Consider the following 16,383-nt stretch of genomic DNA (forward strand, 5'->3'; position numbering starts at 1 on the left):
CGCTAAACAACATGGCCCACACGCGACCACGAGAATGCGTCGTCGAGGCGGTCGTCACCCCAGAACACCTCACCACGCACAACGAAACTCGGCGCACCAAATACGCCCAGATCTGTTGCTTTCGCCGTTTCAGATTCCAGTGCTTCCTCGATCTCGGGGCTGCGCGCGCGCGACAACATCAGACGGGGATCCTGTTGGCATCGGAACAGGGCCTCGGACACAGCGTTCTCACCGCCAGCTTCCATCCCTTCTTCGAACCAGATGCGATAGAGCGTTTGGGTAAAGTCCTTACCCCAGCCTTCACGCATGCCAAGCAGCGCGACCTGATTGGACAGCGCCAGATCTGAGATCGGGTAGGGGGCCGGTAGATTTGCATGGATGTGATACTTGGCTGCTCTGCGTTCGATGTCGCGCCACATATATGCTGATTTAATAGGCTTTCCCGCAAAAGGGGTGTTTTGCTGATCGGCCATCACCGTACGCACATTGAATGGACGCCAGTTGACGGTAGTCTCATGCTCGCGGCACCACTCATCCAGACGCATCACGGTCAGGAAACTGTAAGTACTGCCAATGGAAAACCAAAAGTCGATTTCAGGCATCAGAACGCTCCGGATTCAGAGTTTCATGATACAGGATACCCTAAATCGACTGATTTTTCGATCATCCCTTTGTTTTGAGCAGTAAAACCTGAATCAGAACAGCACTTTGTCTATTGGCTTCAGCGGGGCTGGCGCCTCGTCCGTGGCCATCATCTGGCGCAGGTCGATCTCGATATTCCGGCAGATTGTCGAAATCGGAACATCAGTTACATCGCCTTCAAACGGGTCTTCCATCGAGGCACTCACCCGCTCGGTTACAAAGAAAATCCAGCACACCAACGCTCCGACCGGGGCGAACGTGAGCCAGTCGGAAATCACAGTTTGGAGAAGGGGGGCATCCGCACTGGCGAAAAACGAACGTTCGTCGTTGAACGCCAGAGGGAGCAGGAAAATGAATATCCAGCTGAAGATGCGGCCAACCTCGGCAACCTGTCTGGGGAATGGTGTATTCTTGATGCGTTCGCTGCGGCCCTGAGACGTAGAAAAATCTGCGATCCGGTCGAGCAGGGCGATGTGCCAATAGGAGTCGATTTTCTTCTCGCTCGCCAACGCTGCCAGTTGTTGGCTTTGTAAGAACAAGAGATAAGCAGCTTTGTTGTTCTTCCCTTCAAGCAGCGGCAGGTCGGTTGCGATTTGATAATCGCGCCAACTGTCCCGATTCTGATGTAGGTCAGCACGGTCTGAGATGGGTTTATGGCCGAACAGCCAGGGACGACGTGTCCGGCCGCTGGGTGATGATTGCCGAAGCTGGTATGCGAGCATGTTCAGCCATGCGATATGCCGATCAATCAGATCTTGTCGGATGTTCGCATCGAGAGGAGTGCCGTCAGACTGGACAAGATTGCCTATGGTGTACCCCCAATCGCGACTACCGTTTACGATGTCGCCCCAGACGCTTCGGGCTTCGATCCAGCGGGCGTAGGCAGATGTGTTTTTGAAACCCAGAAAGAAGGCGACCGCGAGGCCCAGCATGGTGACCGGCGGACTTGGGTTGTTGATGACTTCGATGGGGGTCAGTTCGTCAACCAGCACGACGAGAAATATCCAGACCAAAACGAGGCAGATAAAGCCAATGGACCCCTTGACCATTTGCTGAAACTTGATGCCGTCGTGCAAAAGCATTGCGCGCTATCCTCTGCTTAAATGGCTCGGGATGTGTCAGACAAGGTCTGGATATTCACCAGTCGCCTGACAATCGAAAGGTAATTGATTTACTGAGGAAAATTAGTCGAGCACTGTTTTGTTGTCACGGAAATTCCCCGATTGCCCGTTCGTTGCGCACAAAAAAAACCCCGCACTGGGCGGGGCTTTTTGATTTCTTCTGACCGGATCAGTGCGCGTGGCCTTTGTCCCAGTCTTCCTGCTTTGGCAGCTGCTCGAACGTGTGTTCGGGCGGCGGCGAGGGCAGGGTCCATTCCAGCGTATCCGCGTACTCATTCCAGTAGTTGTTCTGGGTGATCCGTGCGCCACGTAGCAGGGCGTAGATCACGATACCAAAGAACAGCAGGAACGAAGCGAAAGAGACGAATGCACCGATCGACGACACGAAGTTCCACTGTGCGAACGCTTCGGGGTAGTCGATGTAACGGCGGGGCATGCCCTGACGACCCAGGAAGTGTTGCGGGAAGAAGGTCAGGTTGGCGCCGATGAAGAACAGCCAGAAGTGAACCTTGCCCCAGAACTCCGAATATTGACGACCCGTCATCTTGCCGAAGTAGAAGTAGATACCCGCGAAGATCGCAAATACGGCACCCAGTGACATCACGTAGTGGAAGTGAGCAACCACGTAGTAGGTGTCGTGATAGGCACGGTCGATACCCGCCTGCGACAGAACCACACCGGTTACACCGCCAACGGTGAACAGGAAGAGGAAGCCGAAGGCAAACAGCATCGGTGTCTTGAATTCGATCGATCCGCCCCACATGGTCGCGATCCACGAAAAGACCTTAACCCCTGTCGGAACCGCGATGACCATCGTGGCCAGCATGAAGTAGGCCTGCTGACGCAGCGACATGCCAACGGTGTACATGTGGTGCGCCCAAACGACGAAGCCCAGAACACCAATCGCGATGATCGCCCAAACCATCGGCAGGTAACCGAAGATCGGCTTACGTGCGAAGGTCGCGATTACGTGGCTGATGATGCCGAAGCCGGGCAGGATCACGATGTACACTTCCGGGTGGCCGAAGAACCACAGGATGTGCTGATACAGGATCGGGTCACCGCCACCGGCCGGATCAAAGAAGGTAAAGCCAAAGTTGCGATCCATCAGCAACATGGTGATTGCGCCCGCCAGAACCGGCAGCGACAGCAGAATCAGCCACGAGGTGACGAAGATCGACCAGCTGAACAGCGGCACCTTGAACAGGGTCATGCCCGGGGCACGCATGTTCAGGAAGGTGGTAATCATGTTGATCGCGCCGAGGATCGAGGAGGCGCCCGATACGTGCACGGCGAAGATCGCAAGGTCCATGGACATGCCGCCTTCGGTCGTCGACAGCGGCGGGTAGAGAACCCAACCAACGCCCGAACCGAGCTGGTCGTTACCACCGGGGCTCAGCAGCGAAGCCACGCCCAGCGAGGTACCAGCGACGTACAGCCAGAAGGACAGGTTGTTCATCCGCGGGAACGCCATGTCCGGCGCGCCGATCTGCAACGGCATGAAATAGTTGCCAAATCCGCCGAATAGGGCCGGAATGACAACGAAGAACATCATCAGAACACCATGGTAGGTGATCATAACGTTCCACAGGTGTCCGTTAGGGGTACATGGGTCGGCCATAAAGCCTTCCAGACACATGTACTGAACGCCCGGGTGCATCAGCTCGAGCCGCATGTAGACGGTCATCAGAACCGAGATCAGGCCGGCCAGTGCCGAAAAGATCAGGTAGAGAATCCCGATGTCCTTGTGGTTGGTCGACATGAACCAGCGGGTAAAGAAACCGCGATTGTCTTCATGCTCGTGACCATGAATGGCTGCGTCTGCCATTTAGGTGCCTCCTGTTGCAACTGCACCGCGCAGCCAGACCTCTCCAGCGCGCGGGATTCCTGCTGGTTTTAGAATGCGAAGGGGTGACCTTCAATGGCCGAGTTTGATCTGGATCAAGATAAATAGCCGCACCCTCTTGAAGGGGACGCGCTGAATCCCGTGTTACTGAAGGTCGGCGAGGGTGTTCTTGAGCTGTCGGAGCGGGACCCAGATCTGGCTTGCGCAGATCGGTCCGGCGCATCCTCTGAGGCGTAGCCGACCATCGGCCAACTGATGGATATTGCCGCGAAAGGTCAATCCCGTTTCAGGATGCCGCAAGTGCCCTTCGGACCATCCGGTGGTGTCTGGTTTGAGGCCCGTAATCATCAGATCACCGGGTTGGATTTGTCGCCAGATGGTCACATCCCATCCCCAGAGCAGCCGACCACAAGTTAGTGTGGAGTCATTTGGGCAGGATTCGAAGCGGACAACAGCCCCGAGGTAAGGCGCTGAATACGTTCCTCGCAACTCGGCTGCCTTGGCCGAGGTGCTTGCCAGGACGAACATGCAAGACAACAGGAGGATTGGCATAAGATCACCGGGTCGTACGCTGGGGCGAGGGGCGACCCGTGCGAACTCCTGATGGTAGCGCGGGTGTTCGGTACCCATCAACCGATCCCACCATGTAAAATATAGGCCCATATTATAGCGCCCGTTGGCATGATGTAGATCGTGATGAGTCACGCTGGTCAGCCAGTCGAACAGGGGCTTCCCGTTAGAACGCGCCGGAAAGACCTCGTATCCGCAATGACCCAGCGCATTGCGTAGCATCATGTGAAAGACAAAGGCGAGCAAAGCCAGCGGATGCATTGGGATCAGCACGACAAAGATCGGTAGGAAGACCGCATTGATGACAGCTTCCGAAGTGTCGAAAGAATAAGAGGTGAATGGTGTGGGATTATGTGACCGGTGATGCGTGCGATGCATGAGCCTGAACAGGTGCCGGTGATGAAGCAGGCGATGCGTCCAATAGAACCATCCGTCATGGGCGATAATGATCAGGAGCAATGAACCTATAAGATACGCCACACCATAGTCGTCGATTTGATCGTAAATGGGTGCAAAACCTGCTGCGTGGGCCAACCCGATGAGAATGCCGGTCGTGGCAAAGATCAGAATTGTTCGGGCGCTGATCTGAAGCTCTCGTCTGATTTGAGGCCATCTGGGGATTTGCTCGCGAATTTTTCGATTTCGTAACCTACGTGCCAACCACATGTTGATGATCAGATATGTCCCTCCGGCACCAAAAGCATAACGCAATGTGTCATGGGTTAGGGTGCCGATGATCAGGTCGGTCAGGTGGAACTCGGCCATTTTCGCTCTCCTTGGTTGTCAGGATGCTGAAAATGGTGCGGTCAGGATTGCCACAGGTCTCATCGATTGCGAAAACAATGAGAGATTTTCGAAATGAACCTGTTTTTTCAGAAACGATCAGTCGCGGTTGCGATACTCGCGGGGGCTGGAGCCTGTCTGCGCGCGAAACGCTTTGTTGAAGGGACCGAGCGAGGCAAAGCCCACTTCGTGAGCAATCTCAAGAATCGTTGTTCGGCCCCGAGAGGGATCGTCCATAAGCGCCTTCGCAGCTTTGATCCGAGCAACGTTTATGAAGGTCGAGAAATTGCGATGCCCCATTTCACCATTGATCGTGGCACGCAATTGATGCTCGGGAACACCAAGTTCTTCAGCGAAAGCACCAATGGTCAGTCCTTCGCGCTGCCAGATACCGCGGCGCATGGCCTGTTCAACTCGCTCGGTGAGGTCGGCCCTTGATTTGAACCCTGTTCGTTTGATGGGTTCATCTGCAACGGGTTCAAGCGCCCAAATTGCGAACAGCAGGGCTAATACAAGGATGGCCGAGGCTTGCAGCGGATAGATCCAATTGGGCAGGTTGGCGTCCAATCCGCTGGCTTCGACCACCGAGACGATCAGCCCCAGTGCGCCCATTGCCGCTAGAAAGCCGCGCCGGAACCGTCTGCGATCGATGACCAGATCGTCACTGTCAGTTGCCAAGGCCAAGATGATGAGGCCCAGATACAAGGCGATAGCCAAAATTCCGCGGATGAGTGTCATTGCGGGCCAAAACGGGATGAGTGCGGCTGTGACGACGGTCAGCAGGGCCAGAACTAATACGGGCCTGCGCTGAGATGCGTCGTCTGTCAGCTGGACCGTCGCCATCCAGGTCAGCGCCAGCGGCAAAAGCGTAGCGCCTGCGACCAGTAAGGGTTGCAAAGCGTTTGGCATGATCGTGGGAGCTGAAATCAACAGATAGCAAACGGTGCACAGTCCCAACGCTGCCACCGAAGATGTGCCGCGCGAACGCGAGTGCGAAATCAGGACCAGTACGGCCGCGACCATCGCGCCGATTGCCATACCACGAAGTATGAGGTCAGAAATTATGATCCAGTTGGTCTCCATTGCAGGCTAGATTGCCAGCCAGCGCACGGTAAGTCTTGTCGATTCTGAATTTCAGTCGTCAGAAATCAATCGGTTGAACATGTTTGCTTGACCTCTGCCGCATGGATCGCAAGAACATGAACAGCGGCAACGAAGAAGGTGCGACATGAGCTACGATCCCGAAAACATCTTTGCAAAAATCCTGCGTGGGGAGATTCCGTCGACCCGTGTTTACGAGGATGACGAGACGCTGGCCTTCATGGATATCATGCCTCGTTCTGATGGACATTTGCTGGTGATCCCCAAAACCCCGTGTCGCAATGTCCTGGATGCATCGCCCGAGCAACTGGCGTCGGTTATGAAGACGGTTCAAAAGCTGTCGCAGGCCGTAATGAAGGCCTTTGAAGCTGATGGCGTCACTATCCAGCAGTTCAACGAGGCCGCCGGAGGGCAGGAAGTGTTTCACCTGCATTTCCACGTTCTGCCGCGCTACGAAGGTGTATCTATGCGCCCACCCGGAAACATGGGCGATTTCGAGGTCATCGCCGCACAAGCCGATAAGATCAAAGCAACGCTGGGTTGATCAGAGCAGCAGTTCAGTGCGACCCTGAGCAGGTTTCGTGGTCGCCGAACGCATGCATTACCTCGCAGACATGATCGTGTCTGCCATCACAGGCGGCGGTGATACGGGCCAACTCAGCTTCAAGTCGGCTGAGACGGGCGATCCGGTCACGCAGATCAGCCAGTTGCCTTTCGGCAATGTCATGGGCGCGGTTCAGATCTGCGCCCTTTGCTCCTTCGAGCGAAAGCAGCGCTTCGATATCTGTCAGCGGCAGGCCCAGATCACGTGTGTGTTTGATGAACTGCAACCGCTTCAGGGCAGTTTCGTCATAGCGCCTTTGATTGCCCGCAGTTCTCTCGGGTCGTTGTAGCAAACCCTTGTCTTCATAGAACCGGATCGTTGGCACTTTCACTCCGGTCTTGCGCGACAAGTCACCAATTGAGAACATTTTTTTCCAAGTCCCCTTGAACCTCTAGTGACTAGAGGAATTACATTGTGTGTCGAACCAGAACAAGGGACGCACAAAACATGGCTCATCAACACTCGCATTCCGGGCATGGCCATCATTCGCACAATCACATCGATCCGTCGGCAGGGGATGCGCGCGTTGCATGGGCCATTGCTGTGAACATGTTTCTGACCCTTGCCCAGATTATTGGAGGGGTCCTGTCCGGCTCATTGGCGCTGATTGCAGATGCGTTGCACAACCTTTCCGATGCGATCGCGCTGGTCATTGCGTTCTTTGCTCGCAAAATTGCCCGTCGCCCTGCTGACCCGCGAATGAGTTTCGGGTATGGCCGTGCCGAAGTGGTTGCGGCATTGGTCAACTACACAACGCTCGTCGTTCTGTCGGTCTATCTGATGTACGAAGGTGTAATGCGGTTCTTTGAACCCGAGCCCGTTAATGGCTGGATCGTTGTTTGGATCGCCGCCATAGCGCTCATCGTCGATGTGATCACCGCTGTTCTGACCTACACGATGGCCAAGGAGAGCATGAACATACGCGCTGCTTTCCTGCACAACGTGGCGGATGCTTTGGGCTCGGTTGCGGTCATCATCGCGGGCACTGCTGTCATTCTGTTCAACTGGACCTGGGTTGATCCCGCGGTGACCATCATGATTTCGGTCTACATCCTCTGGCACGTCAAATCTGAAATTGGTGAAACTGTCCGCGTGCTGATGTTGGGTGCACCGCCTGAGCTGGAGCCCGAACAGGTCGCAACCTCAATCGAAGAAACAGATGGGGTAAGCGAAGTGCATCATGTGCACTTGTGGAGCATGCAGGAACGGCAGCCCGCGCTGACTGCACATCTGGTTATCGCTGATGAGGCCTGGCATCGGGCAGAGGCAATCCGTAGCGAAGTAAAACGCTCACTGAGTGAAGATTTCGCCATCGGACATGTCACACTCGAAATCGAACGCTCAGAAAGCGCCTGTGTTGGCTCGCTACGGTTCGGGCATCAGGAAGATTAAGGGGCCTTAAAAAGGAATTGCCGTTCCGATTATGGGGTCGGAACGGCAGACTCGTAACCAAACACTTATCGGATTTCGCGGGCAAGCCCAGGATCACCGGTTTAACACACCACTCACTCTAGAACGGTAGGTTCATGTTACTCGTAACAGAGACAGATGTATTGAGGGCAGATGAAGTTTCTCTAAATTTTACACTAAATCGTGTAAATTTTCGGAAAACTTCGGGCATTTTGGGAAACAGAGCCTCGTCAGATTTGGCACTGTTGCTTACCTAGCGTCAAAATTCGATTCGTTGACGTCAGACTCTCAGGCCGTTGCTGGGTCGAAAACCTCTGAAAACGTCTTTCTCAATGCCACGTCCAGATCCGGCATGGTTACTGGCAGCCCAAGATCGACGAGTGATGTGACACCGTACTCCCGGATGCCACACGGTACTATACCTGTGAAATGATCAAGTTCGGGTTCAACGTTAATTGAGATACCATGAAAGCTGACCCACTTGCGCAGGCGGATACCAATTGCGGCTATCTTGTCTTCCGCGGGTTGGCCGGTAACCGTCAGTGGTTTGTCTTTGCGCTGAACCCAAACGCCAACGCGCCCTTCGCGTATTTCACCTTGGACATTGAATTCCGCCAGAGCTGAGATCACCCAGGTTTCCAGTTGCTTCACGAACCGGCGCACGTCGTGCCCCCGTTTGCCGACGTCGAGCATGACATAGACGACGCGCTGGCCCGGGCCGTGATAGGTATATTCACCACCGCGCTTGCTTTCATACACGGGGAAGCGATCCGGATCGGTTAAGTCTTCTCGGCGCGCCGAAGTGCCCGCGGTGTACAGCGGGGGATGTTCAAGCAGCCAGATGCATTCGTCAGCCTCACCCGCAGAAATCGCAGCCACCCGCGCCTCCATGAAGGCAACGGCCTCTTGATAATCGGTCAGCCCGTCAGAGATCTTCCATTCCATAGGCGGCTCATATCGCGCATGCGATGGTTGCGAAAGGGGTCAAGCGGCCTCGGCAAGGCATCGCTGCAGAACTTGGGCGTAGGTCTCGGTGCCCTGAGCACCTGTTAGCAGATACTTTCCGCCAAAAACCATTGAAGGTACGCCCGATATACCGCGACTGGTCCAAAACTGTTGCTTCTCTCTGACCGAGGCTGCATGGGCCTGCGACTCAAGCACTGCTTTGGCGGCGACCTCGTCCAAACCAACGGAGGCAACAACGTTTGCCAGTACGTCCACGTCCGACACATCCTTTTGGTCGCTGAAATACGCTTTGAACAAGGCCAGTTTCAACGGATGCTGTCGTCCCTGCGTTTCCGCCCAGTCTAACAATTGGTGGGCAGCAAAGGTATTCACCATGCGGCTTTCGTCTGTGAAATTGAAATCGAATCCGAGTTCCGAGCCGAGCGAGGTCAGGCGATCGCGCGCTTGCTGGCTCTGTTCTTCGGTCGAACCGTACTTCTCCATTATATGTTCGCGCAGGTTCTGGCCTTCGGATCCCATGGTGGGGTTGAGCTCGAATGGGTGCCATCTGAGCTGAGCCAGTACATTTTGCTGCTGTAACGCCTGATCCAACTGGCGAAATCCAACGATGCACCACGGGCACACGACGTCCGAGACGATGTCGATCTGAACTACGGGACGGGAATCGGGCGATGTCATCTGGAACTCCTGAAGGGGTAGGTGTGGCAGTCTATTGAGGCTAGAGATATGGGTTGTGCCGGGGATTTCAAACCTGTGTGTTTTTGCCTCTTCACATCCCCGCGTTCAACGTCTATACGCCGCTCTACCAAGTCACAGACAGTGCGGTCGTGGCGGAATTGGTAGACGCGCAGCGTTGAGGTCGCTGTGGGGTAACTCCCGTGGAAGTTCGAGTCTTCTCGACCGCACCAACTGATCCAGAAGTGTGACAATGGATTAGTCGCCATCTCAAATCCCAGACTTTGAAGGGCTTCGGACCATCGCGATTGGCTTGGAGGCGACTGATACCGAACAGAGCTGTTATTGATCGATCACACGGCGCTGCTCCGTTCCACTTCCCTTTTGATGGGCATATATGCGAGAGAGACAATCGTACTGTTGTTTCGCTGGTAATCAGCGACTTGCTTCCTGCAGTGCAACGAGTACTTCGGGAAGACAGCAAAGTGAAAAACCACACCATCCTGCGGATAGCGCGCCAGAGTTGAAGATGACAAATCCTGACGTAAAAGCAAATCTTTGGCGGAGTGCGCGATTGAGCGTTGCTCCAATGATGGACTGGACGGATAGACATTGTCGCTATCTGCATAGGCTGCTTAGTTCGGAAACGTTGCTCTATACTGAAATGGTCACCGCGCCGGCGTTGGTCCGTGGTGGGGCGCTGCATTTGCTAGAGTATCATCCTCAGGAGCATCCGGTTGCGCTGCAACTGGGGGGCTCGGACCCGCAGGAACTGGCGCAGGCGGCCAGGATGGGGGCTGATGCGGGGTATGATGAGATAAATCTGAACTGCGGCTGCCCTTCGGACCGGGTACAATCCGGGACTTTTGGTGCCGTGCTCATGAAAGATCCGGGGCGAGTGGCCGAGTGTGTCGAGGCTATGCGCCAAGCAGTCGATGTCGAAGTCACCGTCAAATGCCGGATCGGGGTGGATGAGCAGGAGCCGGAAGAGGTCTTGCCAGAATTCCTCGAACGAATTCAGGCCGCTGGGTGCCAAAGGGTGACGATTCATGCGCGCAAGGCTTGGCTACAGGGACTAAGCCCAAAAGAAAATCGAGACATTCCACCACTCGACTACGATCTGGTGCATCGGATGAAGTCTGCGTTTCCTAATCTTCATGTTTCGATCAATGGGGGCATCACCTCATTGCAACAGGCGCGCGAACATTTGGAAGCGGGACTAGACGGTGTCATGATTGGCCGTTCGGCTTATCATCAACCAACCGATATCCTTTCTGAGGCTGATCCGTTGATTTTCCAGACCGAGCAGGCTGCTGATCCGATTGAAGTTGTCGGAAAAATGGTGCCCTATATCGAACAACACCTTGCCGACGGTGGTCGGTTGCACCAGATCACCCGGCATATGTTGGGCCTGTTTGCGGGCCGTCCCGGCGCACGTGCATGGCGCAGAATGTTGTCTGAGGGTGCGGTTCGGGATCATGCAGGACCAGAGGTTTTGTTGCAGGCGCTTGATCGCGTGATGCCGCAGGAACAGGTGCAGAGAGCAGTTTGATACGGCCCTGAGCCGGTATGGGGGGATGATGCCCGAGACGATGTTGCTGGCCCAGATGCTGGGCCTTTTGCTTGCAATCGGGGCTTTGGCCGGTGTTCTGGCCGGATTGCTTGGCGTTGGAGGTGGTATTGTTCTGGTTCCCGCCTTTTTTTATGCCTTCCAGACGCTAGGATATGGCGGGCCGCAGTTGATGCAGATGTGTCTGGCGACTTCGCTGGCGACAATCATCGTGACGTCGGTCCGATCGGTGATGAGCCACAACAAAAAGGGTGCGGTCGACTGGGATATCCTGCGCAGTTGGGGTCCGGGAATTGTGATCGGGGCGATTTTTGGGGTTCTGGTTGCATCAGCGCTGCATACCGAAATGCTTCAGGCCTTGTTTGGCATATTGGGAATGGTGATCGGGGCTTATCTGGGGCTTGGTCGCTCAGAATGGCGATTGGGTGATGCTATGCCCAAAGGTCTTCGGCGCGCTGCGCTGTCCCCTTCGGTTGGTTTTCTCTCTGTTCTGATGGGGATCGGCGGAGGCAGCTTCGGTGTGCCGTTGATGAGTCTGTATAACACCCCGATCCACCGCGCGGTCGCCACGGCCGCTGGTTTTGGCGTGATTATCGCAGTCCCTTCGGTTCTGGGTTTCCTGTTTCTGGATATCGCTCCTGAACATCGTCCACCGTTGACAATCGGAGCCGTGAACCTGATCGCGTTTGGCATCGTGGTAGCGATGACAATGATAACCGCCCCGTGGGGTGTTAAGTTGGCACATGCGATGGATCCCAAACCGCTCAAGCGGGTTTTTGCGGTGTTCCTGACGCTGGTGGCTTTGAACATGTTGCGAAAGGCGCTGGGCTGGTGAACGAGTTTCTCGAAAAGGGTTGGATCAAGTTCCCCCATGACCCGGTACTGTCAAAATGGGTAGAGCAGGTTCTGCCTTCGGCAAAAACATCGGTGTCTGATCCTGCACATGCTGAGTGGCATGATTGCGAGGGTACCTGGTTCATCGGGGTCGATGCATTGGACAATGACGCTCGGGGCAGGGTGGGGGGCTCTGCTGCTTTGTCCGGGAGTGCGATCGACTTTGTGGAAAATCACTATGGACGGCTTGATCTGCACAAAGGGCAGGTCTCGATCATATATCCGGGTTATCCGCGACCGAGACGAGGAGAGGGTGAAGCTGCTGCGCGCTATCGTGCCAATCGGGATGCAGCCCATGTAGATGGGCTAAAACCCATGGGGCCGAACAGGCGACGTCAGGTGGATGAGCCGCATGCCTGGATATTGGGTATCCCGTTAAGTGAGGCCAGTGCTGATGCCTCTCCCATGGTATTGTGGGAAGGCAGTCATAAGATCATGGGTGCGGCGTTCAGGCGGGCTGTCGCCGGAGTGCCCGCTGCGCAGTTGGGATGCACAGACGTAACTGAAATCTATCAATCGGCGCGACGTGAGGTTTTTGATACCTGTCCTCGGATCGAACTTCCGGCCGCACCGGGCGAGGCCTATCTGCTACACCGCCATTGTCTGCACGGCGTTGCACCTTGGGGAAAAAATGCAAGCGCAGGACCGGATGGACGGATGATTGCCTATTTTCGGCCAGAGTTCACTGGTGGTGTGGCGGAATGGATCGAATCCCCGTAACGTCCTGTCATTCTTAGGATTTGGAGGGTTTGTTCAATGATTACGGTCCACACGAATTCCGATGGCGCGCTGATCGAAGTTGAGCTGTCGGGGGAAGTGACAAGCGCAGATTATGCCACCACACTGGTTCCGGCCATTGAGGCGGCGCTAGCCGAACACGACTCGGTTCGTCTGTTGGCGATCGTGTCACCCGAGTTCAAAGGATATGATCTGGGTGCCGCCTGGTCGGACACCAAGCTGGGCCTCAGCCATTGGCGCGGCTTTGACCGGATCGCGGTGGTGGCAGATCAGGGGTGGGTGCAAACCAGTATTCGACTGGCGGCACCGATTTTGCCATGTCCCGTGCATGTGTTTGAAATGACCGAAGTCGAAACCGCCCGGCGCTGGATTCGTGAATCCCTTGGTGCGATCCATGTCATCGATCTGGGTGGCCCCTGTGTTCAGGTCAGCCTGATGGGAAAGCTTGACCCGGAAGAGTACAAGCAGGCCGAACGTGATCTGGATGACAAGCTGCGCGATCGCGACGGGTTTAGGCTGTTGATTGATTTGCGTGAGTTTGACGGCTGGCAGGGTCTGACAGCGATGGCGGCGCACTTTCGGTTGGCGCGCGGACACATCGGGCTACTCGACCGGGCGGCTATTGTCGGAGACAAAGCGTGGCAACACATGGCGCAGCGTTTGGCAAGCCACGTATTGGGCACGCGGACACAGTATTTCCCCTCAGATGAATATGAGAATGCCAAATCCTGGTTGGCTGCAGGATAGGTGTGCTGGCGGAGGAATCGGATTCCTCCGCCACATATTGTTGTGCTGCGCAGGCATGGGGATGCTCAAACGGTTTGGTGTCAGACCTCGTGCGAACAGCTGAAACTACGCCTTTGAGATACTAAACGCTCGGTGACGTTGCGTCGTAAACGCACTCGGGTGCCAATGTGGTTGCGAATAAATGTTGAGTTTCGAATGATTTTTTATCATGCGGTAAAAAAATGATGTAGACTACCCGGATTTTCCCCCTAATCCCTGCATCCATTTTTTGTATTGGCACCGCGTCGCTGCGGGTCTCCACTCACTCACTTGAAGTCCTCGAGCTCTCCCCCTCGGAGTTCGGATCGGATCCGCAGCGACACAGGTATCACAGGTATTGGAACACCCAGATGCGATTGCTCGAAAGATTGAAGTACAAATTTCTGATCAAAGACGTGAGCACCCCTGTTCCACTCGGAGTGCAAAAAACACTGCAGCGGGCCACTGAGAAACCGGCGACCAATCGCTCAGAGATTTCAAAGATCTTCCAAGCCGAGTTGGAAAACCCAACAGCAGGCGGCCCCGAGAGGGAATAACTAAGGTGCCGTCGTTTCGTGCAATCCGGGGGGCGGTTTAACTGCGCTCTAACCGCGCTGCACGGCCACCACGACGTTTTGCCAGTCTGGGCTTACGTTCGGGCAGATCCTGCATGATTTCGGCGCGTTCGTTGCTGTCCATTTTCGACCATCGTGTGATTTCATCAATGGTGCGATAGCAGCCGGTGCAGATGCGTTCGGTCGGATGAACGACACAGATCTGGACACAAGGGCTTTCAACCTCGTTCCTTTTCCAAACCATATTAGTCATCAGAGGTCTCCGACCCGTTACAGAAAGCGCAGCCTGTCCAAGGCTCCCTGCAGGATATAACCTGCCGCGACATGATCGATAACCTGTCCGCGACGTTTTCGTGTCGTATCCGCCTCAAGCAGTGCCTTTTCTGCCGCAACCGTGCTGAGCCGTTCGTCCCAGAAACCGATGGGCAATTCGGTCAGACGCGACAGATTTCGCGCAAAAGCACGTGTGGACTGACAGCGGGGGCCCTCGGTTCCATCCATGTTTTTGGGCAATCCAAGCAGGATCCCTCCAATCTCGCGATCGGTGACGATTTCCATCAAGCGGGCAGAATCCAGTGTGAATTTCTTGCGCCGAACGGTTTCCAGTGGACTGGCGACACCACGCATACGGTCTGATACGGCAACACCAATGGTCTTTTCACCGAGATCCAGGCCCATCAGCGCCGTCATCGGCTGCAGGTCGGCAGCAAAATCTTCGAATGCATCGTGAATCATTGGGCAATCCCGGCCTGTTGTGCAGCGGCAGCTATCATCTGCAGCGCGCTGTCGTTTCCTGCGAAAACGCTTAGCGCTTCATCCCGAATTCCGATTGCGCGTTCTTTATCACCGAGCACACCAAGTGCAGCAATCAGACGCGCCCATTCTTCCGGCGACCCACCTTCGGTCGCAAGCCGATCGGACAGCTGGTTGACCATACCTCTGATCATGTCCTGACGTTCTTCGGTTGTCAGTTCTGCCGCGGCCTCCATGTCTTCTTGGGTTGGGCCAGGTGAAGCGACAGGCAGTTGAGGTGGATTGAAGACGCCAGCGCGGAAGGCGAGATCGTCCATTTGAGACCGGATCGCATCGGCCCAAGGCGCCCCGGCGGGGGCAGATCGCAAGGTATCCAGCCAGACGCGATAAGCTATATCGGGGCGTCCCGTCTGAGCCAGCATCTGTCCCCAGTAGTATCGGGCAGGGCCAAGGTCGGGGCTACGCTCAAGCGCTTGGCGCAAGGCTTCCTCGGCCTCGGGCGAAACATATCCGCCTGCTGCAAGAATCATCATTTCAGCCAGGTTTGAATAGGCCTCAGCTGATGCCTCGGGGCCGGACAATTCTATCACCCGACGTTGGGCTTCGTATCCAGCCTTGAAGTTGCCTGCGTTGGTCTCGTGCTGTGCCAGCAGGATATGCCCCTGCAGGTCATCGGGGCGCTGGGCAACCGTGTCGCGCAGTTTTTGCAAGAGTTGCGCATAGCTCTCTTCCAGTTTGGGGGGCTGAACCGGCGTCGTCTGCTCTTCGGCAGCGGCCTGGCTTGGGCGGTTCACGCGCAGTTCCTCGGCCAATTCCAACCGTTCTGAGAGCGGCATATCGGGAAAACCTGCTGCGCCGATGCGATGATACATGAACCATGCGCCACCAATCAGAACAAGGGCAACTGCGATCACAGCAACTGCGGACGTCACGCTGGATGGGCCAGCCTGAGCCTTTTCACCCCGCATCTGTGCATCAGCGGCCAGAATGCGGCGCGAAATCTCGGTCCGAACACGTTCTGCATCTGCCTGCCCGATGACGCCGCGCGCCAGATCGCGGTCCACGCCTGCCAGCTGTTCGCGATAAACGCGCAGGTCATAGGCTGCAGTTGGCTCGTCGCTGCGACGTCCCCGAAGCATCGTGTAACCCAAAAATGCTGCGATCAGCAGCGCGGCCAGAATAGTCAGGACCGTGAATGGCATATTATCTCCGAATTCGTTGCCCTGACTTAGACCTGTGAGCCCCTCAAAAAAAGGGACAAATGGCCGCGAATGGTGCACATGTCGCAATAGCACTATATTGCGGCGTTGTGCGGCAGGGGTATTCTGCCCTCACAATGCATATCTGCGCCCAATCACGAGACCTGACGG

Annotated in this window: 16 protein-coding genes, 1 tRNA gene and 1 pseudogene; 7 read left to right on the forward strand and 11 right to left on the reverse strand. The window is 55.6% G+C overall.

Annotated features, from left to right (window positions below; translation table 11 throughout):
- Window positions 1-2 precede the first annotated feature (2 nt).
- From ACR0CW_RS05260 to ACR0CW_RS05280, 5 genes are all read right to left on the reverse strand, one after another.
- Entirely contained in the window at window positions 3-602 is a 600-nt protein-coding gene (locus ACR0CW_RS05260) for a 2-hydroxychromene-2-carboxylate isomerase (protein WP_170335062.1), read from the reverse strand.
- Between the two features lie 93 nt (window positions 603-695).
- Window positions 696-1,724, reverse strand: a complete 1,029-nt coding sequence (locus ACR0CW_RS05265; protein WP_480787048.1) for a bestrophin family protein — start codon at window positions 1,722-1,724, stop codon at window positions 696-698.
- A gap of 208 nt (window positions 1,725-1,932) precedes the next feature.
- Window positions 1,933-3,591, reverse strand: a complete 1,659-nt coding sequence (ctaD, locus tag ACR0CW_RS05270) for a cytochrome c oxidase subunit I (protein ID WP_155151342.1) — start codon at window positions 3,589-3,591, stop codon at window positions 1,933-1,935.
- A gap of 162 nt (window positions 3,592-3,753) precedes the next feature.
- Window positions 3,754-4,944, reverse strand: a complete 1,191-nt coding sequence (locus tag ACR0CW_RS05275; RefSeq protein WP_480787049.1) for a sterol desaturase family protein — start codon at window positions 4,942-4,944, stop codon at window positions 3,754-3,756.
- A 117-nt stretch (window positions 4,945-5,061) separates the two neighbouring features.
- A complete protein-coding gene (locus ACR0CW_RS05280) occupies window positions 5,062-6,045 on the reverse strand; it encodes an AraC family transcriptional regulator (protein ID WP_480787050.1) in 984 nt (327 codons plus the stop codon).
- A 145-nt stretch (window positions 6,046-6,190) separates the two neighbouring features.
- On the opposite strand from ACR0CW_RS05280, the gene ACR0CW_RS05285 reads away from it, so the two are divergent.
- Complete coding sequence (locus ACR0CW_RS05285) at window positions 6,191-6,607, forward strand: HIT family protein (protein ID WP_480787051.1); 417 nt, start codon at window positions 6,191-6,193, stop codon at window positions 6,605-6,607.
- A 13-nt stretch (window positions 6,608-6,620) separates the two neighbouring features.
- On the opposite strand, the gene ACR0CW_RS05290 is transcribed toward ACR0CW_RS05285, so the two are convergent.
- On the reverse strand, window positions 6,621-7,034 hold the full coding sequence (locus tag ACR0CW_RS05290; RefSeq protein WP_155151333.1) for a MerR family transcriptional regulator: 414 nt from the start codon (window positions 7,032-7,034) through the stop codon (window positions 6,621-6,623).
- 80 nt (window positions 7,035-7,114) lie between these two features.
- Here ACR0CW_RS05290 and ACR0CW_RS05295 point away from each other — a divergent pair, with 80 nt between their 5' ends.
- Window positions 7,115-8,059 (forward strand): cation diffusion facilitator family transporter, encoded by a 945-nt coding sequence (locus ACR0CW_RS05295; RefSeq protein ID WP_480787052.1) that lies wholly within the window; start codon window positions 7,115-7,117, stop codon window positions 8,057-8,059.
- 306 nt (window positions 8,060-8,365) lie between these two features.
- Here the strand turns inward: ACR0CW_RS05295 and lipB are convergent.
- Window positions 8,366-9,025 (reverse strand): annotated as a pseudogene (gene lipB, locus ACR0CW_RS05300) (lipoyl(octanoyl) transferase LipB); the annotation flags it as partial.
- Window positions 9,026-9,061: 36 nt separating this feature from the next.
- Entirely contained in the window at window positions 9,062-9,721 is a 660-nt protein-coding gene (locus ACR0CW_RS05305; protein ID WP_480787053.1) for a DsbA family oxidoreductase, read from the reverse strand.
- Between the two features lie 143 nt (window positions 9,722-9,864).
- Here ACR0CW_RS05305 and ACR0CW_RS05310 point away from each other — a divergent pair.
- The 5 genes from ACR0CW_RS05310 to ACR0CW_RS05330 all read left to right on the forward strand — a co-directional run bounded on the left by ACR0CW_RS05310 (window position 9,865) and on the right by ACR0CW_RS05330 (window position 13,667).
- Window positions 9,865-9,951, forward strand: a tRNA-Leu gene (locus tag ACR0CW_RS05310).
- A gap of 356 nt (window positions 9,952-10,307) precedes the next feature.
- Complete coding sequence (dusA, locus tag ACR0CW_RS05315) at window positions 10,308-11,270, forward strand: tRNA dihydrouridine(20/20a) synthase DusA (protein WP_480787456.1); 963 nt, start codon at window positions 10,308-10,310, stop codon at window positions 11,268-11,270.
- Window positions 11,271-11,298: 28 nt separating this feature from the next.
- Window positions 11,299-12,123: a sulfite exporter TauE/SafE family protein gene (locus ACR0CW_RS05320; RefSeq protein ID WP_480740091.1), complete on the forward strand. Its 825-nt coding sequence runs from the start codon at window positions 11,299-11,301 to the stop codon at window positions 12,121-12,123.
- Entirely contained in the window at window positions 12,117-12,902 is a 786-nt protein-coding gene (locus ACR0CW_RS05325; protein WP_480787457.1) for a hypothetical protein, read from the forward strand. The genes ACR0CW_RS05320 and ACR0CW_RS05325 overlap by 7 nt, the downstream gene beginning before the upstream one ends.
- A gap of 36 nt (window positions 12,903-12,938) precedes the next feature.
- Window positions 12,939-13,667 carry a SpoIIAA family protein gene (locus ACR0CW_RS05330; RefSeq protein ID WP_155151288.1) on the forward strand — a complete coding sequence of 243 codons (729 nt, stop codon included), beginning with the start codon at window positions 12,939-12,941 and terminating at the stop codon, window positions 13,665-13,667.
- Between the two features lie 612 nt (window positions 13,668-14,279).
- On the opposite strand, the gene ACR0CW_RS05335 is transcribed toward ACR0CW_RS05330, so the two are convergent.
- From ACR0CW_RS05335 to ccmI, 3 genes are read right to left on the reverse strand one after another with little or no spacing between them, the layout of a single operon-like run.
- On the reverse strand, window positions 14,280-14,513 hold the full coding sequence (locus ACR0CW_RS05335) for a DUF1289 domain-containing protein (protein WP_155151285.1): 234 nt from the start codon (window positions 14,511-14,513) through the stop codon (window positions 14,280-14,282).
- Between the two features lie 17 nt (window positions 14,514-14,530).
- A complete protein-coding gene (gene ruvX, locus ACR0CW_RS05340) occupies window positions 14,531-14,995 on the reverse strand; it encodes a Holliday junction resolvase RuvX (RefSeq protein WP_155151282.1) in 465 nt (154 codons plus the stop codon).
- The gene (gene ccmI / locus ACR0CW_RS05345) at window positions 14,992-16,215 is read right to left on the reverse strand and encodes a c-type cytochrome biogenesis protein CcmI (protein WP_480787054.1); all 1,224 of its coding nucleotides are present in this window, start codon (window positions 16,213-16,215) and stop codon (window positions 14,992-14,994) included. The genes ruvX and ccmI overlap by 4 nt, the downstream gene beginning before the upstream one ends.
- Between the last annotated feature and the right edge of the window lie 168 nt (window positions 16,216-16,383).

Source organism: Ruegeria sp. CH6 (assembly GCF_056537005.1).